The organism is Sphingomonas sp. ERG5, from assembly GCF_000803065.1.
Lineage (GTDB): Bacteria > Pseudomonadota > Alphaproteobacteria > Sphingomonadales > Sphingomonadaceae > Sphingomonas.
Genome location: NZ_JSXI01000048.1, coordinates 1 through 24,411, shown reverse-complemented (window position 1 = coordinate 24,411; position 24,411 = coordinate 1). Strand labels below are relative to the sequence as shown.

The 24,411-nt window shown below is 63.5% G+C and carries 19 protein-coding genes; 11 read left to right on the top strand and 8 right to left on the bottom strand.

All coding sequences use genetic code 11. From position 1 onward, the window contains the following. Positions 1–17 precede the first annotated feature (17 nt). Positions 18–494 carry a MucR family transcriptional regulator gene (locus OO12_RS16445; RefSeq protein ID WP_034159807.1) on the top strand — a complete coding sequence of 159 codons (477 nt, stop codon included), beginning with the start codon at positions 18–20 and terminating at the stop codon, positions 492–494. Positions 495–574: 80 nt separating this feature from the next. On the opposite strand, the gene OO12_RS16440 is transcribed toward OO12_RS16445, so the two are convergent. Together OO12_RS16440 and OO12_RS16435 are read right to left on the bottom strand one after the other, a co-directional pair. Next, entirely contained in the window at positions 575–874 is a 300-nt protein-coding gene (locus OO12_RS16440; protein ID WP_160296831.1) for a hypothetical protein, read from the bottom strand. Then, positions 874–1,947, bottom strand: a complete 1,074-nt coding sequence (locus tag OO12_RS16435; protein ID WP_034159861.1) for a Glu/Leu/Phe/Val family dehydrogenase — start codon at positions 1,945–1,947, stop codon at positions 874–876. Before OO12_RS16435 ends, OO12_RS16440 begins: the two co-directional genes overlap by 1 nt. 122 nt (positions 1,948–2,069) lie before the next feature. On the opposite strand from OO12_RS16435, the gene OO12_RS16430 reads away from it, so the two are divergent. Beyond that, positions 2,070–2,534: an Lrp/AsnC family transcriptional regulator gene (locus OO12_RS16430; RefSeq protein WP_034159806.1), complete on the top strand. Its 465-nt coding sequence runs from the start codon at positions 2,070–2,072 to the stop codon at positions 2,532–2,534. A gap of 704 nt (positions 2,535–3,238) precedes the next feature. Next, entirely contained in the window at positions 3,239–3,991 is a 753-nt protein-coding gene (locus OO12_RS27000; protein WP_082006593.1) for a TetR/AcrR family transcriptional regulator, read from the top strand. 300 nt (positions 3,992–4,291) lie between these two features. Here the strand turns inward: OO12_RS27000 and OO12_RS16420 are convergent, their stop codons facing one another. The 6 genes from OO12_RS16420 to OO12_RS16390 form a co-directional block, all read right to left on the bottom strand. Beyond that, positions 4,292–5,761, bottom strand: coding sequence for an MFS transporter (locus OO12_RS16420; RefSeq protein WP_052215962.1), 1,470 nt, complete (start codon positions 5,759–5,761; stop codon positions 4,292–4,294). Positions 5,762–5,775: 14 nt separating this feature from the next. Further along, positions 5,776–8,301, bottom strand: coding sequence for an alpha-L-rhamnosidase-related protein (locus OO12_RS16415; RefSeq protein ID WP_034159805.1), 2,526 nt, complete (start codon positions 8,299–8,301; stop codon positions 5,776–5,778). A gap of 460 nt (positions 8,302–8,761) precedes the next feature. Continuing rightward, positions 8,762–9,184 carry a hypothetical protein gene (locus OO12_RS28120; protein ID WP_152616482.1) on the bottom strand — a complete coding sequence of 141 codons (423 nt, stop codon included), beginning with the start codon at positions 9,182–9,184 and terminating at the stop codon, positions 8,762–8,764. A gap of 132 nt (positions 9,185–9,316) precedes the next feature. Then, positions 9,317–10,534: a DUF3089 domain-containing protein gene (locus tag OO12_RS26995; protein ID WP_082006591.1), complete on the bottom strand. Its 1,218-nt coding sequence runs from the start codon at positions 10,532–10,534 to the stop codon at positions 9,317–9,319. 226 nt (positions 10,535–10,760) lie between these two features. Then, a complete protein-coding gene (locus OO12_RS16395) occupies positions 10,761–11,891 on the bottom strand; it encodes a DUF3089 domain-containing protein (RefSeq protein ID WP_160296830.1) in 1,131 nt (376 codons plus the stop codon). Positions 11,892–11,916: 25 nt separating this feature from the next. Next, positions 11,917–14,259 carry a TonB-dependent receptor gene (locus OO12_RS16390; RefSeq protein ID WP_034159802.1) on the bottom strand — a complete coding sequence of 781 codons (2,343 nt, stop codon included), beginning with the start codon at positions 14,257–14,259 and terminating at the stop codon, positions 11,917–11,919. A gap of 283 nt (positions 14,260–14,542) precedes the next feature. Here OO12_RS16390 and OO12_RS26990 point away from each other — a divergent pair, with 283 nt between their 5' ends. The 8 genes from OO12_RS26990 to OO12_RS16345 all read left to right on the top strand — a co-directional run bounded on the left by OO12_RS26990 (position 14,543) and on the right by OO12_RS16345 (position 24,253). Continuing rightward, positions 14,543–15,430, top strand: coding sequence for an AraC family transcriptional regulator (locus OO12_RS26990; RefSeq protein WP_052215959.1), 888 nt, complete (start codon positions 14,543–14,545; stop codon positions 15,428–15,430). 70 nt (positions 15,431–15,500) lie between these two features. Then, positions 15,501–16,682 carry an amidohydrolase gene (locus OO12_RS16380; RefSeq protein ID WP_034159855.1) on the top strand — a complete coding sequence of 394 codons (1,182 nt, stop codon included), beginning with the start codon at positions 15,501–15,503 and terminating at the stop codon, positions 16,680–16,682. Next, positions 16,679–18,283: a GMC family oxidoreductase gene (locus OO12_RS16375; protein WP_034159801.1), complete on the top strand. Its 1,605-nt coding sequence runs from the start codon at positions 16,679–16,681 to the stop codon at positions 18,281–18,283. The genes OO12_RS16380 and OO12_RS16375 overlap by 4 nt, the downstream gene beginning before the upstream one ends. Beyond that, positions 18,280–19,758 carry an aldehyde dehydrogenase family protein gene (locus OO12_RS16370; RefSeq protein WP_052215958.1) on the top strand — a complete coding sequence of 493 codons (1,479 nt, stop codon included), beginning with the start codon at positions 18,280–18,282 and terminating at the stop codon, positions 19,756–19,758. Before OO12_RS16375 ends, OO12_RS16370 begins: the two co-directional genes overlap by 4 nt. Continuing rightward, the gene (locus OO12_RS16365; RefSeq protein WP_034159800.1) at positions 19,748–20,899 is read left to right on the top strand and encodes an MFS transporter; all 1,152 of its coding nucleotides are present in this window, start codon (positions 19,748–19,750) and stop codon (positions 20,897–20,899) included. Before OO12_RS16370 ends, OO12_RS16365 begins: the two co-directional genes overlap by 11 nt. 4 nt (positions 20,900–20,903) lie before the next feature. Continuing rightward, positions 20,904–22,001: a DUF2817 domain-containing protein gene (locus OO12_RS16360; protein WP_034159799.1), complete on the top strand. Its 1,098-nt coding sequence runs from the start codon at positions 20,904–20,906 to the stop codon at positions 21,999–22,001. A gap of 777 nt (positions 22,002–22,778) precedes the next feature. Continuing rightward, positions 22,779–23,255 (top strand): RNA polymerase sigma factor, encoded by a 477-nt coding sequence (locus tag OO12_RS16350; protein ID WP_034159797.1) that lies wholly within the window; start codon positions 22,779–22,781, stop codon positions 23,253–23,255. Beyond that, on the top strand, positions 23,252–24,253 hold the full coding sequence (locus OO12_RS16345; RefSeq protein ID WP_052215956.1) for a FecR family protein: 1,002 nt from the start codon (positions 23,252–23,254) through the stop codon (positions 24,251–24,253). The genes OO12_RS16350 and OO12_RS16345 overlap by 4 nt, the downstream gene beginning before the upstream one ends. Positions 24,254–24,411 lie beyond the last annotated feature (158 nt).

The window sequence follows — 24,411 nt, the reverse complement described above, 5'->3', positions numbered from 1 at the left end:
ATTATCAGGAGCAGCCAGTGCCAACAGACAATGAAACCTTGATTTCCCTGACCGCCGACATCGTGTCCGCGCATGTGAACAACAACAGCGTCGCGATCGGCGATTTGGCCCCGCTCATCCAAAAGGTGTTCGGCGCGCTTCAGGAACTGGAAGCGCCGGCCGCAGAGGCTCCGGATGAAAAGCCGCAGCCCGCCGTCTCGATCCGCGCGTCGATCAAGCCCGACCATCTGATCAGCCTGATCGATGGGAAGCCGTACCGGATGCTCAAGCGGCATCTGTCGCTGCACGGCTATACGCCCGATGGATACAGGGAAGCCTTCGGCCTGCCGAAATCCTATCCCATGGTTGCGGCCAGCTATGCCGAACAGCGTCGCCAACTCGCGCACAAGATCGGCCTGGGCCGCAAACCCACAGCGAAGGCGGCATCGCCCGAACCAGCGGCGGTGAAGCCTGCGCGCAAGCCGCGGGCGAAAAAGGACGCGCCGGCAAGCTAGGCGTCAGAACGCATTACGGAGCATGCTCCGTCGATATGTGAGGAAGTCGGCAGTCGTGTTTGTCACGATTGCCGACTTCGTCACGCCGTCTCATCGGCCATTGCGCGTGCCGGATGGTCGACCAGATCCACACGGACGACACCGATCATCGATCGTATCTTCTCTGCGATCAGCAGTGAGCGATGATGATCAAGCCTTTGCTCGTCCAGGATGATCGTCAACTGATTGTCATCGGCTTCGGCGTGCAAGCTCACCGGAAGAACGTCCTGAAGCGCAAACAGGCCGAGCACTTTCAACAGGAGTTGTGGTCCAGGGGTCGCGACGACCGTCCATTGCCTCAACGCCGACAATCTGTCTGGATTGAGCTGGGCGGCCGGCATCATGCGTGGATCGCTTCTCGATCCACAGGGGTGCCGATGGCGATCGCATCCTTTGCCAGCCGGTGAGCCATTTCCGCTGGTGGAATATGGTGCGCATCGGCCTGGTCCAGCACCGCAACCAGCCGGCCGGCGATGGCCGCGACGCGATCCTGCACTTCTGCTCCGGTCCAGTTCAGATATTCGGCGGCGACGTTGATGATTCCCCCGGCGTTCACGACGAAATCGGGCGCATAGTCAATGCGGCGCCGGGTCAGGCGCAGGCCGTCCGCTCCGCTGTCGGCAAGCTGATTGTTGGCCGCGCCGCATACCAGTTTCACGCGCAAGCGCGCGATTGCGTGTCCATCGAGCACGCCGCCCAGTGCGCAAGGGGCGAATATATCGGCCTTCGCGTCGAGAATGTCGTCAAGCGCCACAGCCTTGGCGCTCCATTTCTCTTCGGCCGCCCTGACCGCCTCGGTGCGAGGGTCGGTAACGATCAGACGTGCGCCGGCCTCATGGAGAAGGCTGCAGAGCGCATTTCCCACGGAACCCAAGCCTTGGACGGCGACAGTCGCGCCATCAAGCGATCCGCCGGATCGCCGTTGGACAGCGGCTTGCATCGCGACGAAGACGCCGCGCGCTGTCCAGGGGGAGGGATCGCCGCCCGGGCGGTCACCCATTGACGCCAGGCCTGCCACATAAGCTGTTTCGCTGCTGGCGGCCGTCATGTCGGCAACGCTCGACCCGACGTCCTCCGCGGTGATGTAGGTGCCTTCCAGCCGCTGGACTGCGCGACCAAATGCCTGGAACAGCGCCGCGCGGTCAAAATCGCCTGCGGGCCGCTGAAGCACCGCCTTGCCACCGCCGAGCGGCAAGCCGGCCATCGCGTTCTTGTAACTCATCCCCTCGGCGAGCCTCAGCGCGTCGTTCAGAAGAGCATTGTCGTTCGAATAATGCCACAGACGGCAGCCCCCGGCCGCGGGGCCGAGGCGCGTGGAGTGAATCACGATCGCACCGCGAAGACCGCTGACCGGATCCTCGATCATCTCGATATGCTCTGGAAGCGCCGCCTCCCTGCCAACGCGATGGGGCATTTTCATTCTCCTGTTGTCGGGAGAAAATTGCCACGGATTTAGTGGGTGATCTCACTTAATATTGGCGATTATGGGCGATATATGGGATATATAAACTCATTTCAAATGGGATATGAGTTAAAATGACCGATGTCTTGGATGCGTATGAGCGCAAGATCCTGATTGCGCTCCAGCGCGACGCGAGCCTGACCATGGCGGCGCTGGCGGAGGAGGTGGGGCTGTCCGCCACCCCGTGCTACCGCCGCGTCGAGCGCCTTGAACGCGACGGAATCATCACGCGCAGGGTTGCCCTCGTCGATCGCCGGAAGGTCGGTCTGAACGCGCAGGTCTTTGCCCAGGTGAAGCTGAACGCGCACGGTCGCGCCAATCTCGACGAATTTTCCGAAGCCATCCGCGACCTGCCCGAAGTCCTTGAATGCTATGTCCTGATGGGGTCGGTCGACTTCATGCTGCGCATCGTCGCTCGAGATATCGAAGCCTATGAGCGGTTCTTCTTCGACACTTTGTCGCACCTGCCAGGGATCCAGGAGATCAACTCGATCGTCGCGCTGTCGGAGATCAAGGCGACCAGCGCATTGCCCATTTGAAAGCGCGGACAGAGACACAGGCCGGTCTGCCGCAGCCTTGACCCGCAGCCTTGACCCGCAGCGGGAAGAGGTGGGGGCGTCGTCTTTGCGAGGATGAAGGCGGAAATGATCTTGTCGAACGGAGCGGTTCGATCCGATGTGATCTCGACCCGAGCTCGGCATCCCGTGGCAGGCGGCGTGCCGGGTGGCGCTGATTCAATAGCGACAGGAGCCGTGCGACAATGGCGGTGGATGGGAAGCCATCAGGCTTTCCGTCCTGCTCTTTCGCATGACTGGGAAAATATTGGACGTTCCGGGCTGTTGTTCCGATGAAAGCAGCGTGCTGTTCGATGCTGTTATGCCTGCTGTTCCTTGCTGTTATTCAATAACAGCATATTGTCCTCCAAGTTATTGAAAATAAGAAGAAAATTCTGGTCGAAAATCCAACTTAACAGCATGGAAAAAATTACGCCGAAATATCAGCGCGAAACAGCGTGCAAACACGTCGGTCGTCGGACGCGAATCGTTGCGGCTCATCGTGAAAGTGGCGATTGCCCTGACCTTGCCTGGCTTTGCCGTGTCTGTCCGGAAAGGCGGTCGACACGGGCATGTCGGTCATGCGTCGAGGCTGCTGCGGGGATAGTTGGCCGGTAGGTGCTGACGACGGTTCGCGCCCAGCAAGCAATCGCCGCAGCCATACGAGCGGCGAGGGCGGCTGTCGCTGAATGAGCGTCAGCCTCACCTGGTCTAACTGTTGGCATCCGGACGGGCTGTGTGCTTACGTGCCGGGTGCCCTTATCGGCCCCCTCATGATCAGGCTCCAAGCGAAGCACATGTCCTCCTCGTCCTCCGCCGCCCCAAAACCCGTCCGCCGCAAGCAGGAAGACCGGACTGCCGATACAAGACGGCGGATTCTCGATGCCACGATCGGGTGCCTGTACCGAATGGGCTATAGCGCGGTGACAATCGCCGAGGTGGCGAAAGAAGCTGGTGTCAGTCGCGGCATCATTTCCTACCATTTCGCCAGTAAGGCGGATTTGATGGTGGCTGTGCGCGACGCGGTCCATCTCGAAGAGCGGCGGCTGATCGAGGAGACTCGCAAGCGGATCGGGACCGAGGCCTATCTGAAGGAGTTGCCCCGGCATGTTCTCTCGGGGATGCTGCGCGAGCCGGGGATCGCGGTGGACGAAATCCTTCTGGCGGCGCGCGCGGACCCCGATCTCAGCGCGAAGCTGCGCGCGGCCGAAAGCAATATCGAGCACCGCGTCCTGAGCGGGCTCAAGGGCTATTATGCCGAACTGGGCATCGAGCCTCCCGCTAATCTCGCGGTGGCCATGCGCGTGTTCGTGGCCGCGTTTCGCGGGCTTGCCATCACCGAACTGGTCCAGGGCGAAGAGGCCCAGACCGAGGCGAGCGTCGCCTATCTGATGGAATTGTTCGGCCATGTGAACGCTGAGCGCGACCGCGCTCGTTCCTAGGACGGATCGACAGTCATCACCGGACGGCAGGCGGGCTGCGTCGATTCAATCCTGCCGCCGGTCGTGTCAGCGCGTCGGCGGACTGGGATGCCAGCCGGTGCTCCGCCACGCTCTTTGACATGACTGGACAATATTGCGCCTTGTGCCCGCTGGTTTGGCAAGAACAGCGTCAGCTCACCGCTGTCATTGAAAACAAGTGGAAAATCAGCGTTCCAAATCCCGCTTATCAGAGGTGGTTTTTTATTCGAAACAAGGGCGGAAATCGGGGCCGGTGATGACCGCGACTCACACCGCTCATGGTCATGCTCCGACCTTCATGGCCAGTCGCCGACTGCTCAACGCGGCGATGTTCCGGGCATGGGCCTCCCGGTCGATCCGGTATTTCAGGATCGTCAACACTGCCATCAGTGAAAACAGAGCGGCACCGGGACCATAAACGAGGCCGAGCAAGTGCAGGCTGCGCTCCGGCACATCGCCCCCGGCGAGATGCCCGGTGGCATCCTTCGGCAACGCGATGAAACCGAGCAGCAAGCCGGCAACAAGCGTACCGCCCGCCGATGCAGCCTTGTTGGCAAAGGCGTTGCCCGCCGCGAACAGGCCTTCGCGCCGGGTGCCGAACAGCACTTCATGCTGGTCGGCCACGTCCGGCCCCATTGCGTTCATGGCAATTCCGGCCGCGCCCATGAACATGCCCATCATCAGCGCGAAGAGTGTCAACACCGTTGCGAGAGCACTGCCTTCGAACGGGAAAAGGCCGGCAAGGCGCAGCAGTACCGGGGCGGACTGGCACGCCAGCAGCATTGAAATGCCCAGCGCCAGGACCGTGCGCTTCTCCAGCCGCGCGAGCAGCAGGCCACCCAGCGGCGCGCCGAGGAACAGGCCGAAAAACAGCGCCATGGTGACGGCCTGGGTCTGTCCGCCGGTCAGCTTCCAGAACAGCGTATTGGCATGGATTCCGAGCACGCTGTTGACCCCGAAACCGACGAAAAACAATATGTTGGTTGCCAGCACGATGCGGAATGACGGATTGCGCAGGCACTCGGCGAGTTCTCTGGAAAAGGCTGAGGCGGAATGCGATCCGGCCATGGGCGGATGTTCCCGCCCGCGGGTCGCCAGCGCCGTCCGGCAGGCCACCAGTCCGCCGCCGATGACGATCAGTGATAGCGAGATCGCGAACGGCGTATACTGGCCGCGCGCCATCAGGCCTTCGGGCCCGGCGAAGAACACGCCGAAACCGAGCAGGAGTCCGGCGATACCGCCCGACATGAAGAAGAACCAGCGCAGCGTCATCAGCGTGGAGCGTTCGCGATAATCGTCGGAGAGCTCGGCGCCGAGGGCGGTCACCGGCAGCAGGAACAGCGACACGGACACGCGCAGCGCCACCGACAGGACGGCCACCCAGGCGAATAATCCGATGCCGCCGAGCGATACCGGCAGCGAAAAGAGCAATGTGAGACTTAAGGCGATCGGCAGCAGCGCGCCGAGCATGAAAGGAAGCCTGCGGCCAAATCTCGACCGGCAATGATCGGACACCGAGCCGATGAGCGGGTCGGCAATCGCGTCCACGACCAGGCCCGCCGCAATCGCTGCGCCAGCCAGGCCGGGCGCCATCCCCGCGACGCTGGTCAGATAGAAGAGCAGGAAGATGTTGAGCGGGTGCAGCGCCGTGCCGTCGACCAGGCCGCCGACGGCAAAGCCGAGCTTGTGCTTGAGCGGCAGCCGGCGCGCACGCGCCGCCGCTGCTTCGGCTTGACCGGCTATGGTGTCCATTGCGTATCTCCGCGTCATTTGTTCAACTTGGCGAAGAGCGCATGGGTAGCGCCGTCGCGATCGTGGAGCGACTGCAGCCTGAAACCGCGCGGTGGCGTCACGTCGAGGGGAATTGATCCCGCACGGATCACTGCGCCGAATCCCTCCGGTTTGCGACACAGTTCCACCGAAATCCCCGCATCGCCTGCCGGTACCACGCCATCGGCGAAATCGAGATCGAACAGATTGGGCATCACGCGCGCGCGGGCAAAGCCGGGCTCGGCGGGAGCGACACCCAGCACGTGCCGGGAAAGAAAGTGCGTCGGTGATGCCGAAAAGCCGTGGCAGAGGCTCGCCCAGGGCGTGATCGCTTCCCACAAAGTGGATGAGCCGGCTTCGATCATCGGTGCGAACCGCCGCCTGATATTGTCGAGCGCGGTTCCGCCCCGGCCGTGCCTGGCCAGCGCCTCGTTGACGAAATGGCTGTAGAAGGTGTTGGCCACGACCACGCCATGCTCCTCGTCGAGCGGGGTGCCATGGGGAACGACCGGCGGCGCCGGCGTCACCGTTTCGCGGTTCGGGTCGGTCGCCCAGTCGAGCGCGCGCGCGATCCGTTCGGGCACTGCTTCACCCCATAAGGCCAGCGCGGCGATGCCATGCTGCGATGTCCGTTTGATCTGTGCACCGCTGAGTGGATCGACCATATCGACCCACGCGCCGCGCTGCTGGTCCCAATGCTCGGCATCCAGCCTGGCCGAGATGGTGCGCGCGCGCGCCTGATAGATGCGGGCCACCCGCGGGTCCTCCAGCGCGCCGCTGATCGTGGCGGCGGCGCGGTACGCACCGGCCAGTTGTGCGTTGAGTGCCAGGGCCTGATGGTCGCGGCCGAGCCCGGCCCAGTCCATGAAATGCCAATAGGGCATGTCGACCACCAGCCCGTGCGGCCCGGCAACCCGTTCGAACCAGCCGAGCGCCTTGCGTATCGACGGCCAGATCTGCTCCATCGTCGCCAGGTCACCGGTCAACTGCCAGTAATCCGCCGCGCAGAGGATCCATTGCAACGTCCAGTCCGGTATCAGGCGCGCATTGTGACCATGATCGCCGGGCGCGAACATCTGAGTCAGGCCGTCGGGCCGCTGGCTCTCCGCCGCCTGCATCAGATATTTGGCGGTCAGCGCCGATGCGGAGCTGCCGAATGCCGCGTGCGCGGCAAGGTTTTCGACTGTTACATCGCCCAGCCATTGGCGTTGTTCGCGGCTCGGGCAATCCTCCCAGGCATCGTGCATGCATTGCTTGAGCGTATAGGCCCCGGCGGCCCATAGCTTGGTCAGGATCGGATCCGAACATGAGAACCGGCCACGTTCCTCGACCGGGTAATGGGTCTCGATCGCGCCCAGCCGGCGGATGGCGACACCGGACGGCGCGTTGCGCACCACCACATGCATATAGCGGACGGCGCACCACTCGAAACGTCGGAAGCGCTGCCGCCCTGCACGGGCGACATAGCGGCAGAGATGGGCGTCGGTACCAATATAGGGTCTGGGCTCGATCCGCGCGTCTTCGGCAACCTCGCCGAACCACTCGCCGGGCAGTCGCTCGGCGCATGCGATTTCGATCACTTCTCCCCCTTTTGCCTCGATCTCGAAAAAGGGATGGCCCGAGAAGATCCGGCCGAAATCGAGCGTGAACGCGGTGTCGATGCCGTCCGTGGTGCGGATCAGGGTCGATGCCTCGCCATCCCCCAGCAGATCGTCGACCCGGCGCGCGGCGTCGAGTGGCGCGGGCACGAGCTCTTCCTCATAAAGCCGCTTGTGCAACGGCAGATCGGGCAGGGATCGCTGGCCCTTGATCCAGCGGATGCGCCGCGCGTGCGTCGGGAATTCGCGAAGCTGGGGAATTCCCCTTGGTAACAGGATAGGGAAGGGGCGCACGGTCATGCCTTGGTACAGTGATTCCGGGCCGCCTCCGCCGGCTAGCAGGGGCCGCGCGATGTCCCAGGCCGAATCGTCAAAACCCAATGCCGCCCAGTCTGCGGGCAATTCATTGGCATCGTGTGCTTCGATGAAGCCCAGGCTATGGTTGGCCTGCGCGACATCCTGGATCCAGGCGGTCGACTGCGTACAGCGCCATGGCTGGCGCGTGTCGATGACTGGCCCCTCGACCCATAGCCCGCCGTCACCGAACACCGGCTGCCATAGTCCGCGAACACCTTCGTAAAAGGCGGTGTCGACGCCGTAAGTGTGAACGAGCACGGCCATGACATTCCGCCCGGGACGGAGCGCGGGGGCGATGTCATGGGTGTCGTAGCGTTGCGCGAGCGGACTGCACCGCACCGGACCTCGCCCTTGCTCTTCGCCGTTCACATACAGGATGTAGCGGCCATCGACCGTGATGTCGGTGCGAGCCGTGGCGGGCGGCGCCTCAAGCGTCACTTCGGCGCGGAACAGGAACCATCGATTCCTGCCATCATCCCGTGCCGGCAGGTCCCGTGATGCGAGCAGCCAATTCTCGGCGATCGGCTGCTGTGGCGTCCAGATGAACGGGGCACGGAAAAGGGTCATGGTGCTGGCGTCTCTGCGGGTGTCGGGAAGTGCGATATGGCCGCGACCGTCGGGCCGGGACCGGGCTGGTCGATCAATGCCGGAGCCGCGGCGTCACGCCACAGGTGCGGGGTTCGTTCACGAACACTGACAGGATCCCGGTTCGACGCAGCAGTCGCGACGATGTCGTCCAGACCCGTACCGGTCGACTGTTCCGCCGCTGGCCGATCGGCGTCAGCGGCGTTGTGGTTTGCGCAATGACAGGCGCCGCCTGCGAGGCTGCGCTCATGCCAAAAGCCGAGCTCAAGATCGAAAATTTCAGCATCGAGAACGCCCCTCCCTCGTTGGTGGCGATCCGTCACGCGCCCGCGCGACCGCTTTCCTGCGGATCACACACACGCTGTAATAACATATTTACTGGCCGTACAGCCAGTTTATGCGATCACGGGAAGACCGCCACAACGACGGACTCGGTATTTGGTCAGTTCTGGGGCGACGGCGGTGGATTGCAGACATGGACCAGGATGGCGAAATCCTGACCGCCATCATCGGTGACAACCTGGCGAACCTGTTTCAGCCATACAAAGCGGCGCAGGGCTGCGGAGCCCCGGATTGTACGCTCTCCGCAGGCGATCTGCCGTTCCTGATCGACGATGCGGACACCGCGAAGGCTTGTCCCCGGCTCGCCGATGGTCTCGAGGATCTGCTTTTCAACTAGGGCGAGCGTTGCGGCATCGGCCCCGGCCGCTGGCGACGGAGGCGTGAGCAACGCCTCCGGGCTGGCCGTGGCAGGTACCACAACGATTTCATCCTGGCTTGGCTGCGGTCGACAACCGGACCACCAGAACAACCCGAACAGGACAAGCACGGCTAACGTGGCGAATGCCGATACGCTTTTGATCATGCGGGTATCCTGCCTCATACAAAAGTACCGGCCCGACGCTCCGGGCGGCATTTCCCAACGACCATGAATTTGCCGCTGAAGACGTGCCGCCCGAAGAACTGCGAAACTAGCCGGGTCTGGTGACAATCGGTGCTAAGGGCGTCGCGCCGCGACCAGGGAGACCATGTCCTGCATCGGAAACTGCATATCGAGGATATGCAGCCCGACATCGCCAATCAGTATTTGGCCAATCTGGTCCAACACATTCGGCGTGAGTTTGACGATGCCGTGACGGGGATCGGTGGCCGCCATTTCCTCCCTGATCGAGAAGAAACGCATGCGCGGATCGGTCGCGGTGGCGCAAGCGCCACTGTACGCGCCGCTCAGGCGGGTGAAGGACGCGGTCTGCGCATCGTTGCGAACAAAGCCCGACGAGTTCGCCGCCGGCATCAGGAGTGTCCCCTGCAGCAGTGCGCGTCCGTTTCTGCGCGCGTCGGGAGAAAGTGTTGGGTCATCGAGCGTGGCGGGATTGACGCACACGCGCTCCTGTCCGGCGGGAGTCGGGATACGCGTATCCGTTCCGGGGTTTGATCCCTCGACATAGGTGCCGAAAGCGATGAAACAGCCCACTTCTCCGGGCAGAGTGCAGACCGGAACATTGTTGAACGTACCGCCGAGCTTCTGCCCAACCGGTACATTGACCGGGATGCCGGCGAGTATTCCCAAAAGGAGCTTTCCACGCAGTTCAGGCGAGGTGTCGAACCGGCTCTGGATGAGCTTGATCAGCATTTCGCCACCCTGCGAGTGACCGATCAGAACTATTTTGCGGCCCTGATTATAATTCGCCAGATAATAGTCAAACGCAGCGAGAATATCGGACGCCGCCACCTGAATATACATCTGCCGAACAAACTCCGGCAGCACATAGGCACCGATCGTTGCCTGCCGATATTGCGGTGCGAACACACGGCATTCGCTGCTGAACGAAGCGGCTTGAGCTGCCGTTGCCGCCTCGATGGCGCTTGTATCCGTGTTATAGGGATCGGGATTGCCCGGAATGAGATTCACACTGGCCGTCGGGTAGATATAGAAGCAATCGACCGAGCTTGTGGTGGCCGGCGCCCGAGGGGGAACAGGCGCCGACGAACCGTTTGCGAACAACTGAACGGCCTGCAAATCTCGTGAACAGACATCATCGCGTCCGGGCAGGCATACCCATCGGCCTGCATTGGCATATTTGGCGTAATTATCTGCGCTGGTGAGCGGCAGCGCTTGGGCGTCCGCCGGACTAAGTCCCGCGGCGGCAGCCAAGAGGGCAACGGCCTCGACAATGCGTCGATACCAGGAGGATGCTTTGGTTTGCCTCAACATGGAAGATCCTTTCCCGCTCTGTGCCGATCAGACTCGACGTCCGATTTCTTGTCCGGCGGGGCTCCGCCAGTGGCTTATGAGCACCGCGATAATGCATGATATTACGCGCAATTCAATTACTAACTGTTCGACCAACAAGTTATGATACCAGGCAGGCACGAAGTGTATTGGTTCGAGCGGGAGAGCCCCGCGCAATGACGTGCGACCGGGCTTTCCCGTCCTCGCTTCAATCTCGCTTTGGCTTCCTGCGCGCCGCCTCCCAGGCGACGACGCGGTCCGCAGCATTGCGCCTGATCGCGGCATAGAAGATGCCGTAGTCGCCAAGATGATAGCTGCCATAGAGAAGGCTCAGCGCGTCGTGAAAGCCCCTCGGTGCAGACCAGGGAATATCGACCTTGAGCAGGCTCTCGTCGCACACTGCGCCGGTCAGATGCGGCGTCAGGGCGGGCAGCGATCGGCTCGTCTTGTCGGCGCTCGGCTTGGGGAATGGCAGGCTGTCGGGGTTGGCGTCGGCGGGTGCCGCACCTTCACTGCGCCAGGTCAGCGGATTGATGCAGATTGCCGGCGGCTGACCGCTACTCTTTTCGCTGCCGCGCCACCAATAGGTCTTGTCGCGCACCAGTTGGAATGCACCGGTGCGCCCGGTCTGGCTGGTGTTCCAGGACAGAATGCAGCCGGTTTGGCGTGGCCCGTCGCAGACCGGCAGGCCGATCGTGCCGAAGTCCGCCGGCGCATAGGCACCGACAACATAAGCGGCGACCAGACGCGCCTGCAGCGGCGTGCCGAGAATCTCCGCCTGAAGCAGCCGGACGGCGTGCATCGCGCCTTGGCTGTGCGCGGCGATCAGGAATGGGCGGCCCTTATTCTCGTGCGCAATGAAATAGCGAAAGGCACGTGCGACATCGGCATAGGCCAGCGCCACTGCCGGGCGGCTTTTGTCCAGCGCGCGCAACGATGCCTGGCGGTAATGCGGTGCGAAGATGCGGCAGCAGCCGTTGAACGCGCTGGCCTGGCCGAGCAGGACAGCGGGGTCGAACTCGGACGGGTTATCATAAGCGACATTCCAGACATCGCTTTGCTGATAGGTGGTCGGATGGATGAAGAAGACATCGGCCGGCGCACTCGCTTCATCGACAGCCGTCACGCCCGGCATGGTCGAGCGTTCGAGTCCGCCACGCCCCGGATAGGCCAGCCATGCATCGGCCCGGGCATAATCGGGCTCGGGCGGAACATGCGCGGCATCGAAGGGCAGCGACGGCGACTCGAAGGTTGCAATGACGGTCGCGACCGGACCGATACCGGCCATGCCGAGCAGGATGGCCGCGCCGCCGCCGGCAAGAGCGAGCAACGCCGCCATCTTCGCGATCCTCCAGCCGCGCACCCTAGAATTGCCGGCGCACGCCCAGGCCGATCGTCCTTGGCCGCAGCGTGATGGCGGCCTCGATCCCGCTGACAACATTATGGTCGAGCAGCGGGGCCTTATCGAGCAGGTTGTTGACGAACAGGTTGACCTGCCAGGATCCGGTGTCGATCAGCACACCCAGATTGACCACGTCATACGACTGTTGCCGTTGCGTGAAATTGTTGCTCAGGACCGGGCCGGTGGGCGTCGTGACGACGAAGCTGTCCTCGAACATCCTCAGGCTGGAACTACGATACTGATAATCGGCCCGTGCCGTCGCGGTGACATCGCCGCTAATCGGGAAGTGATAGGCGATATTGGCGTTCGCAATCCATTTCGGCGTGTCGAGCACAGGCTGCCCCACTTTGGCAGAGACGCCGGTCGCGCTTCTGGAGATCTTGGCATCGGTATAACTTGCCGCGACGCCGAGCGTCAGGCCGTCCACCACGAACTGGCTGCTCAGTTCCGCGCCCTTGATCTTTGCCCCGCCGACATTGCCGCTGAACGAAAAGCCGCAGCCGGGCAGAAAGACATTCTGCTGGATATTCTTCCAGTCGGTACGAAAGGCTGCGGCGTTCAGTGTCAGGCGGCGATCGAGGAATTGGTTCTTGCTGCCGACTTCATACGTCCAGAGCGAGTCCGACCGGTAGCTGATCGGCACCGAGGATAGGCCGAGATTGGCCAGATCGGCCTGGCACTGGCCCGGCGCCACGGCGAACGGATTGCCGCCGCCGGGGCGGAAGCCCTTGGCCGCGCTGGCATAGATCAGCGCGTCGCGGCTGGCGCGGTAGGCGAGTTCGAACTTCGGATTGACCCCGCTCTGACTGGTGTCGGCCACGCCGTGCGTGACGCCGCCGTTGAGCACGCCGCTGCCGCGTGTGTCGATCGTCTGCTTGAGGTGGAAATACCGCAGCGCTGCGGTGGCATCGAGACCCGGTACTATCTCGAAGGTAAGGTCGGCAAAGGCCGCATATTGGGTGAGCTTACTGACGGTGTTGCCGTGATAGACCGTGTCGGTGCCGGTCCCGAGCAAGGCGCCGACTCCGATCGAGTTGACGGTCTGGTCGAGCTCGTCACGCTGATGCGAATAATAAAGGCCGGCGGTCCAGCGCAGCCGCGCGGCGGGATTGGACGATGCCGCACGCAGTTCCTGGCTGAAGGTCTTGGTCGTGCTGTTCGACGCGTTGGGCGAATTGACGCCGTACAGCGCGGGAACCAGCGTCGCGATATAGAAGGAATAGTCGCGGTTGAACCGGACCGACCGGTCGACATAGGCGGTCAGCGATGTGAGATCGACGCCGCCCAGCCGCTTGACCATGTTCAGCGAATAGACGCCGAGATCGTCGTTGGTCGGCTGCGCCAGCCGGAACGAACTCTGCAAATCGGGAAGGTTGGTCCAGAAGGCGCCGGTATTCTTCTGGCGATAGGCCTGGCGGAACAGCGACGGGGTGATGTCGAGCGACGGATCGGGTTGCCACAGCAACGCCGCTTTCACCGCCAGCACATGGTCCGAATTCTGATCCTTGTCGGTCAGGGTGCTGAGCGAGGGCCGCGCGAGCGGCGTCAACGTCGCGGGTGGCGCGGTTGTGCTGGTCCGCACATCGACGGCAGTCGCGTTCGCGACATTGTCGATATAGCCGGCATTGTTGCGATAGAGCACACCTGTGCGCAGCGCGAGCTTGTCGGACAGCGGCAGGTTGAGCACTGCTTCGCCCTGATAGGAGACGCCGCCGTGCGCGGTGGTCGATATGCCCGCCGCGGTATCGACTGTGGTCTTGCCCAGTTCCGGCGCATGGCTGACATATTTGATCGCGCCGCCCATTGCGCTGCCGCCGTACAAGGTGCCCTGCGGCCCTTTCAGGATCTCGACCCGGCTGAAGTCGAAGAACACTGGATCGGCCGCGCCGCTGAACGCGTTGGTCACGCCGAGCAGCGATATGTCGTCGAGATAGATACCGACGGTCGGGCTGGGCGAGGTCGTGCTGACGCCGCGAATGCTGTAGCGACTCTGGCCCAGCTCGGCGCCTGAGAAGGACACGCCGGGCACCTTGCGCAGCACATCTTTGAAATCGCGGGCATTGCCCTGGCGCAGATCTGCTGCGGAGAATGCGGAGACCGACAGCGGAGCGTCCTGCAGGCGCTCGTTGCGCTTGCGGGCGGTAACGACGATGTCGTCGTTCTGGGCTACCTCTTCTTGCTGTGGCTGGGGCTGAACCTGGGGCTGAGGCTCTGTTTGAGCTTGCGCCGATGCTAATGGGATCACGCCGCCGATGGCCGCGAGCGCGAGCGCAGTCCAGGCGGTGGTGCTAAGATGATGTCGCATAATGTCCCTCCGTCCCAACCGGGCGTCCCTCGCCCTGTACGCCGCGCCTGATTGGGGGTCGCGTCGCCTTTTTGGGTATTTCAACCCGATCACTCATCCACGCCTTTTGATCGGATGTTGTTATGCGCGGGGGCGGGCGACTTATGGTGCGCGCAGAAAATCGACCGTGCCGGCGGCAATTTGGCAAGGGCCGGCTTCCATGCGAAGCTGACGCCTGGCACGCTGCTTACCCGAGGCAAGATCAATGGCGCTCGCAGAATTACATGGAGAGGTCCCGCACTATGTGAGCGGACGCTTCGAACACTTTCTCCGCGATGACGAGATCAGCGGCGTTGTGATCGATGGCCGTTCGCGCAGCCGGATCGACGAGCAACTGGTCGGCGACGATCGTCTGACGTTCAAAGTGCAGCTAACCGGGGCCGGCGAATATCAGTTCAACGATGCGCCGACGTCCGAGATCGCAGGCGAATGTCTGGTCATTGCCCATCAGCCGTCGGGGGTGGTCAAGCGCCAGATCATCCTCAGCGATACGGAGGAGCGGTCGGTTACACTGTTCTTCCCCCGTCTCGGCAATGGCCGGATCGCCGGGTTCGAGGATGAAGGGCAGGAGGTTCGCGCGGCCAGCGAATTCCTGTCGCAGCGTCTCCTGTTCCGGCGGTACCAGCTGCCACGTGCCGCGGCGCTTTGTGCCGCGGATATCCTCAATGCGCGCCGGTCGCCCTGGACGCAGGAGCGATTCAAGCGCGCCAAGATCGATGAGTTGACCTGTCTGCTGCTCGATTTTTTCATCGGCCAGTTCAAGCGCTCCGACGATCATGGCCTGACCGAACGCGAAGTCCGTCGGGTGCAGCAGGTTCGCGCGATCATCGCCGAGCATCTCGATCAGCCGTTCGGTGTTGCAGAACTGGCCCGCGCGGTCGGCACCAACCGGACTCGTCTGAACACCGCGTTCCGCGCTTATTATGGCGAGACGATTGGTCAGGCGCTGCAAAAGGAAAGAATGGAAAGCGCGCGCACCTGGCTTGGCGAGGAGACCCTGTCGGTCAGCGAGATCGCCGAGCGTTGCGGTTATGGCCATCTCAGCAATTTCTCGCTGGCCTATAAGGCTTATTTCGGGATGAGCCCATCGGTTGCACGCGACGCTGCCACACAAATAGTGCGGCCCGCATAATCCATCCGCTGCGACCATAAGCGTTTCGCCGGCGTCTCGGCCTAAGGTCGGAGCCATGATGAACCCGGCCATGACCCTGGATCGAGAGATCGCCCCGCTTGTCGCCGAGATGACGGCGTGGCGGCGGCATTTCCATCAGCATCCCGAGCTTGGTTTCGAGGAAGTGGAAACCGCTGCATTCGTTGCCGAGCGGCTGCGCTCCTGGGGCATTGAAACCCATATAGGGGTAGGTGGCACCGGCGTGGTGGGGGTGATCAAGGGTGATCGCTCAGGGCCGGCTATTGGGCTGCGTGCCGATATGGATGCGCTGCCGATCGAAGAACAGGGACGGGCGGCCTATCGCTCGACTCGGCCCGGCCTGATGCATGCCTGCGGCCATGACGGACATACAGCGATGCTACTTGGCGCTGCGCAAGTGCTGGCCGGGCGGCGTGATTTTGCGGGAACGGTCAATCTGATCTTCCAGCCGGCCGAGGAAGGCCTGGGCGGCGCGCAAGCAATGATCGATGCGGGGCTGTTCGAGCGCTTTCCCTGCAACGCGGTGTTCGCGCTGCACAATGCGCCGCCCTTGCCGCTCGGCACGGCGGCGGTCCATGTCGGTCCAGCCTGTGCGGGGGCTGCGCGGTTCCAGATCGAGGTGCGTGGGCGCGGCGGTCATGCGGCGATGCCGCACCTCACCGCCAGCCCGGTATCGGCGGCGGCAGGGCTTGTCGCCCTGATCGAAGCGATACCGGCGCGTAAGATCGTCGCCAGCGGCATGGCAGTGATCACCGTTGCCTCGATCAACGGCGGCGGCGCGTTCAACGTCGTGCCCGATGGTGTGACACTGACCGGGACCGCGCGCGCGTTCGACGCACCCACGATGCAGGCGCTGGAGGCGGAGCTGCGCCGGCGTTGCGCGGGTATCGACCTGGCGCATGACGTGACCTGCGACGTGACGTTCGACATCTTGTTCCCGCCGACCGTCAACAATGCCGGTGAAGCCGCGATCGCGGCCGCTGCCCTGGGCGAGATGCTCGGCGCGGACTCGGTGATTCGCGATATGCCGCCGGTCACCGGATCGGAGGATTTCGCTTATATGCTGGAACGCTTGCCCGGTGCCTATGTCCTGCTCGGCACCCGCACCGCCGGCGATACGCCAATGCTGCATAGCCCGGATTATGATTTTGAGGATCGGCTGTTACCAGTCGGGGCGAGCTTCTTTCTCAAGATGGTTGACCTAAAGCTTGGTGCGGGATGCAAAACGGCATGAGCAAGGGCGGTAACGAGACGTTCGACTATGTGGTGGTTGGTGCTGGCGCGAGCGGGTGCGCCGTTGCCGGGCGGTTGGCTGCTGTGCCGGGCACCCGCATCGCGGTGCTTGAAGCGGGGCGGGCGGGGCGGCTGAAGATCGAGGCGATTCCCGCCGCGACGATCCACACCAACGGCCATCCTTTTTACGACTGGAAGCTGGTGTCGCAGCCCGACCCAAGCCGGCTCGACCGGACCGAGGATTGGCCGCGCGGGCTTGGTCCCGGCGGCAGCACGCGGATCAACGGAACGATCTTCGTTCGCGGTGCACCGGAAGATTTCGACGCGTGGCGCGATCTTGGAGCGCATGGCTGGGGTTATCGCGATGTGCTGCCCTATTTCCGACGGATCGAGACCTGCACGGATGCCGAGTCCCAGGTCCGCGGCGCGACCGGGCCGCTGCACGTGTCGCCGTTGCCCTATGTCCATGAACTCACGCCGCGCTTCATTGCGGCGGCGGGTGAGGCGGGGTTACCGTTCAATCCGGACATCAATGGCGAGCGGCAGGACGGCATTGGCTATGTGCAGAGTTCGGCGAGAAAAGGCCGCCGCCACGATAGCTTCACCGCCTTTCTGGAGCCGGCGATCGCCAACTGTGCTGCGGTCATGCTGCAGGGTGCACGGGCGCGGCGCGTAATCTTCGAGGGCGGTCGGGCGACTGGTGTTGAATTCGAGCAGGACGGCCTGATCCGCACGGTCAGCGCGCGAAAAGGGGTGATCCTCTCGGGCGGCGCGATCCACACGCCGCAATTGCTGATGCTGTCAGGCATTGGGCCAGCGGCGCGGCTGGTTGAGCTTGGCATTCCGGTTGTGGTCGATGCGCCAGAAGTTGGCCGCAATTTGATGGAGCATGCCGGCATCTGGATGGGCCTGAAGGTGACGGTCCCGACCATCAACCAGCAAGTCGGTCTGCTGGGGATGGCGCGAGCGATGCTGCTCTGGCTGGTGGGGAAGGGGCCTGCCGCCGCGCCGACCGCACAGGCGGTCGGCTTTGCCCGAACCCTGGTCGGGGCGCAGTCACCGGATATCCAGATCCATCTGACGGTGTTCGGCCATATCGGCCGCGGCGCCGACCGCAAGCTGGCGCCGTTCCCGATGGTCAGCGTGGTTCCCAGCGTCAATCATCCGCGCAGCAAGGGGCGGATCGATCTGGCGAGCAATGATCCGACCGCCGCGCCGCTGATCTATCCGCAGCTGCTCGACGCGCCCGAGGATCTGGCGACGCTGCGGCGCGGGGTCGAATTGTGTAGCCGTATCGTCGATGCGCCGGCGTTTCGCGACTTTGTCGTGGAGCGGATCGGCTGGCCCGATCTGAGCGGAGACGACGCCGCGGCCGAGCGCGAGATCCGCAGCCTGGCGGGGCCGATCTATCACCCGGTCGGCACCTGCCGGATGGGATCGGACGCCGCATCGGTGGTCGACCCGCAGCTCAAGGTTCGCGGCGTTGCGGGGCTGTTCGTCGCCGACGCCTCCGTCATGCCCCGCCACATCAGCGGAAACACCCAGGCCGTCGCGATGATGATCGGCGACAGGGCCGCAGACCTGATTGGAATGCCCGTATGAATTCCCCCGCCGCTGTCCGGACTTTGCCTGACTGGGATGCACCGTTTCCGGAAACGCTGGGCCATGCCTGGATTCACGGCGAGACCCGGGCGTTCGGCAGTGATCCGATCGTCAGCGTCAATCCGGCGACTGGCGAGGTTCTGGGCGGGTTCGATGATGGCGGGGCCGAGGCGGTCGAGGCAGCGGTGGCCGCGGCGCGCGCGGCTTTTCTTGGTGACTGGGGGCGGATCGGCACGGCCGATCGTGCTGGGCTGCTGCTCGGCTGGGCCGCGCGCATTGCCGAGGAGGTCGAGCAGCTTGCCTGGCTCGAGACGCTCGAAGTGGGTCGCCCGACGGCCGACGCCAAGGCGCTGATTGCGCAGGGACCGCTGCTGATCGGTCATTATGCCGGCATGATCCCCGCACTGGAGGATCGCGCCGACGGCGCGGTGCGGCGGCCGCGCGGCGTGGTCGGGGCGATCACGCCGTGGAATTTCCCCACCGCCAATGTGCTGATCCGTGCCGCGCCGATCCTGGCGGCGGGCAATACGCTGGTGCTCAAGCCATCGGAACTATCGCCGCGCTCCGCCGTGCTGCTCGCGCAGCTGGCGAGCGAAGCGGGCCTGCCGCCCGGCGTGTTCAATGTCGTGCCAGGCGCCGGCCGCACCACCGGTGCGGCGCTGGCGGCGCATCCCGGTGTCGACATGATCGCCTTTACCGGCTCGACCCGCACCGGCCAGGCGATCATTCAGGCCTCGGCATCGCGCTCGCTCAAGCCGCTGATGATGGAATGCGGCGGCAAGTCGCCGCAGCTGGTGCTGCCCGACATGATCGATCAGCCCGAGATCTGGCCCGGTGTCTTTGCCGCTGCCTTCTGGAATACCGGCCAATGGTGTGCGGCGCGCACCCGGCTGCTGGTGCCCAAAGGGGGCCTCGACGCAGCGGTCGAGGGTTTACGCGCCGCCGCGGCGGACTGGCCGATCGGTGATCCGCGCGATCCGGCGACGCGGCTTGGGCCGCTCGCCAGCCGCAACCAATATGAGGTCGTTCAGCGCTTCCGCGAGATTGCGCGCCAGACCGGGCGGGTCGTGTCGCTGTCGGAGGTACCCGGTGGTCTGTCGGCGGACGGCTTCTATGTTGCGCCGGAACTGGTGCTCGATCCGGCCCAGGATGGCGCGCTGGTGCAGCAGGAGATATTCGGCCCGCTGCTGACGGTACAGGAATATGACGATGCGGAAGAAGCGATCAGGCTGGCCGATAATGGCCCTTATGGTCTCGGCGCAACCGTCTGGGGGGCGGACCGGGACGCGGCCGAGCGGATCGCTGCCGGCCTGTCGGTCGGATCGCTGGACGTGATCGTCACGCCGTCAGCCCGGCCGGGTCTCGCGCTCGGCACGCCGTTTGAACCGCGCAAGCAATCCGGCTTCGGGATCGAGGGCGGGCTGGCGGGCCTTGCCGCCTTCACCGCGCCACAGGCAATTACTTATGTCGGGTGAGCGGTTGCTGGAATCGCCGGCCAGCCTCGCCGCGCTGATCGTCATCGGGACCGGCGCAATGACCAGCGCCACGCTGAGCCCGGTGATGCTTGGGCTGTATATCGACGAGCTTCATCTGACTGCATCGCAGGCAAGCCTGGCGCTCGCGGCGGAGAATGGCGCTTATGCGCTCGGGCTGCTGCTCTTCTATCTCATCCTGCACCGGGCGAAGCGTCCGATGCTCGCCGCGACCGGGCTGGTGGTAATGATCGTCACCAGCCTGCTGACAGCCAGAGCAGGCGGCTTCGTGCCGCTGCTTGCAATCCGCGCCGCCTTTGGCCTGGCGATGGGCTTCACCGCATCGACTGTGTTCGCCGCCTATGCCGGGCGCGCCGATCCGCAACGGGTCTGGGCGATCGCCACCTTCGTCAACCTGACCTATGCCGCCGTCCTCCTGACCTTGTCGGGCTGGATCGCGCAGACGTTCGGCTTGCTGGGGATCGTCGCAGTGCTGGCAATGGTCGCGGTGATCGGCCTGATCTGTACGCGACTGATCCCGCCCGCACCGCCGCTGGCGGCACTGGCGAGCAAGGTGGTGGAGAGTGGCTGGACGATCAATGTTCCCGCGATCTGTGGCGCGCTGGCGCTGCTGTGCCTCTATGCCGGTCACACCACCTTATGGTCGTTCCAGGAGCGGATGGGGCTGGCGGTCGGTCTCGATCGCAGCCAGGTCGGCGTGCTGCTGGGGATTTCAGTGCTCGGCGCGATCGCCGGAGCGATATTGTCGATGACCGCCGGAAGCCGTTTCGGTCAGCGCGGTCCGAATGCGCTCGCCTTTGCCGGGCTGATCGCGTCGGCGCTGCTGCTCGCGCTGCCGGTCATGGCCGCCTATGTGGCGGGTGCGGTGATTGTGAAGACCGCCTGGTTCTTCGGCCTGCCCTTCATCCTGGGCGCGCTGGCGCGGCTCGATCGCAGTGGCCGGTGGAGCAGTATGGGCGCGGCACTGCTCGCGCTGGGATCGGCAATCGGCCCGGCGATCGGTGCGACGCTGGCCGGTTATGGCGCGCATATGATCGGCTTTCTGGCGGCCGGCCTGTACCTGACCAGCTTCCTGTTCACCGTGCCGCTGCTGGCAGTCGAGCCCTCCAGCGATCGGCGCTGAGATCATGCCGTTGTTCGTCGAGAGCTATGAGGAGGCCCGCAGCGCATTCCGTACCGCGATGGCCGCACTGGATGGCCGCCTGAGGTGTGCGATCATTCCCGGGACGGGCGTGCGCGGTGAAGAACTGACGATCGACTGGGCCGTTATCGGGCCGGAGCGCGCGCCCGGCACATTGTTGTCGATTTCGGGCGTGCATGGCGCGGAAGGGCAGGCGGGATCCGCTGCGCAGCGCGCCTTTGCCGCCGCACTCGACCCCCGCGACCTGGGCAATGACTGCAATGTGGTGATGATCCATACGCTTAACCCTTGGGGTGTTTCGCACGGCCATCGGGTCGATGGCGACAATGTCGATCTCTCGCGCAATTTCGTCGATTTCGATGCCGCGCTTCGGCGCAACCCCGATTATGCGCGGATTCACGATATCGTTTGCCCAGGCCGCTGGGACGACGGTTTGTCGGGCCGTGTCGGGGCGCTGTTCCAATCGCTCAGCAGCGAACTGGGCGCAGGGGCGGCACTGACGGCGTTTACCGGCGGGCAGCATAGCCATCCGGATGGCATCGGCTTCGGCGGAGCTCGACCGTCGCCGTCGCACGATGTGTTCAAGCGCATCGTCGATACCGAACTCAGCGCCTGCCGGAATATGGCGTATCTGGAATGGCATACCGGGTTCGGTGACTATGGCCGGCCACTGGTCGTTGCGCTCGATGCACCGGGCTCGGCGGCGCGGTGCCGGATGGCAGGCTGGTGGACTGATCAAGGCCTCCAGAGCGAAGATGAGGCCTTTGATTCGGGTGAAACACCGGATTGGTCAGGCCTGTTGCTGCCTGGCCTGCGCCGATTGGCGCCGCACATCGACATTGTTGGAGCGCCGATCGAGATCGGCACCGTCTCGAACTTCGCCGCGTTTGAAGCCGTGATGATCGACCGGTGGCTGCGCTTGGGGCGTGAACCGGAGAATGTCGGTCTGCGCTCCATACTACGAGCGAGATTACGGGCGGCTTATGATCCGGCTGACCCGATATGGCGCCAGCGCGTGGTCGAGATCGGCGGCACGATGCATGCTGCGGCCTTGCGGGGCCTCCGCGCCTGGCGGGAGGAATGACGACAATATGGCGAATGCCCAGACGGCCGCCCCGCAAGTGAGCGGCCCGCTCTCCGTTAATTAACAATAACCGGGAGAAGCGTGATGCTCTCCGCTCTCCTTCCCGATGAGAACGGTTGTTGCGACAATCGTCATGACAAACAGTCGGGCGGACTGCTGATAGTGGCTCGTCCGGTACGACATTGTCATGATCGGTGGAGTATTAGTCTCGCGGAGCATTGGTTTATGAAGTACTTATAAGACAGCTACATAGAATAGCATGTTGTATTCGGGTAGGCATATCATCTAGGGGGCGCCAAATTGTCGCCGTAATAGGGCGATCGACGTCGCCCATCGGGCAGGCTAAAATTTCACCGTGCTCTAACCCATGGACACACCTGGGCATATCTCTCCGCGCTGGCCTCCAAAAACCAGCGCTGAATCAAAATTGCCTCAGGCCCTAGGGCACTTCCTTAATAGCAGTGATCAATTGGATTGCCCTGATCTCGATCAACCTCAACTCGATAATGATTTACCCTTGGAAGCAGGCGCCGCCCGAAGGTCAAATGACCGTCGGGACTATGGCGAGGCGTGCAATGATCATTTTCGCACCTCTTGCCCAGACCTTCTGTTTCTTGAAGTGGGCGTCACGCTGGCGTGATATTCTGTCGGGTCAATTTCTCTCGTTTGAAAGATCACTCGATCGCGTAATCAGCGCCGGTCTGAAGCAATTTTGTCATGTAACTGCACTAGGGACGACGGTGCCGCGCTGGGCGGGTAACGTCGTGTTGGAGTAGCATGGCAGCTCTGCAGAAAATACTGCGCAGAGTGGGCCTCGCATTGAGGCGACGCGGTGTGCTGGATCAGGATATCGAGGATCTCGTCCAGGACGCCTATGTGCGGCTTGAACAATATAGCGCCGACCAGTCGGTGCGCGAGCCCGAGGCCTTTCTCGTGCGTGCTGCCTATAATCTGGCGGTCGATGCGGGCCGCCGTCGTACCCGCTCGCCGGTAGTCGATACCGAACTCGACTTCGACGTCGCTGATGACGCGCCCCGGCCTGATGAAGCCTGGGGATCGAAGCAGCGCATCGAACAGCTGAAACGGGCGTTCGACGCGCTTGACCCTTTGACAGCCCAGATGCTGCGCGCGCAAAGGCTTGAAGGACTGCGCGTGGATGAAATAGCCCGCTATCATGGGCTCACGAAAAGCGCAGTCGAGAAGAGGCTCGCCAAAGGGATGGTTTTTCTGACGCGATGGATGGGCGAGCAGTGAGCGGTAGTAACATCGCGCCGCGGTCCGGCGACGCCGTTGCGGCGGAGGCGGCGCTGTGGGTGGTGCGGACCGCCGGGCCCCGCTTGTCCGGCCAACGCGATCCAGGGTTCGAACGTTGGCTGGTCGAGCATCCAAGTCATCGCAGCGCCTTTGTCGAGGCATCGGCGCTGTGGCGCGATTTCGGCGTTGCGGTTGCGGGCGATCGGGCCGGAGCGCGCGCCACGCCCGCACGGCGCTGGTCGTGGCCGAAATTGACGCCGGCTTATGGCTGGTCGGCCGCGCTTGCGGTTTGCCTGTTGCTGTTCATCGGCGTTCAGCGCCATTTCGCTGCGTCGCCCGTTTATATGACGGCGGTCGGCGAGCAGCGCTCGATCCGGCTGAGCGACGAAAGCCGGGCGGTCCTCAACACCGACACCCGGCTGGAGGTGGAGTATACCGATGCCGATCGCCGAGTCATTCTCGATCGCGGTGAGGCGTTGTTCGAGGTCGCGCATAATCCCGATCGGCCCTTTTATGTGGAAGCGGGCGACGATTATGTGCGCGCCGTCGGGACATCGTTCACGGTTCGCCGCGACCCGAGCGGTGTCGAAGTGACCTTGCTGACCGGTAAGGTCATCGTCGGCAAGATCGCGGCGGCGGCCGGAGCACCCCATCTGACGTTACGGCCGGGTGATCGCCTGAAGCTGAACGGGGCTGGCGCGGCGCCGATCATCGATCGCCCGGTGATCGATAATGTCACGGCATGGCGACGAGGCGAATTGGTGTTCGACGCGACGCCGGTGCCCGCGGCCATTGCGGAAATGAATCGCTACAGCAATCGGCGTATCGTGCTGCGTGACGGTGCCGATGTCGCGCGCGCGCGCCTGAGCGGCGTCTTCGACATTGGCGAGAATGAGAATTTTGCGAAGACTTTGGCGGCGATCTACGGACTGAAGGCCGCCAAGACGACCGATGGCTTCGTGATTTCCGGCCAATCCGCAGCATCGCCCGCGCGGTAAAAAAATCCCGTTTCACCGGTGCGGTTTCGGTTGCGTCGTTCGTCCTCGGTTCAGGCGGCAAGAGCGCCGGGCTGATACGTGCGCTGGCGCGGGCCTTGTCATGCGTATTTAACTCTGACTCTATTTGAGAGTCCTGGAGTAGCGCAGTTATACTAAAG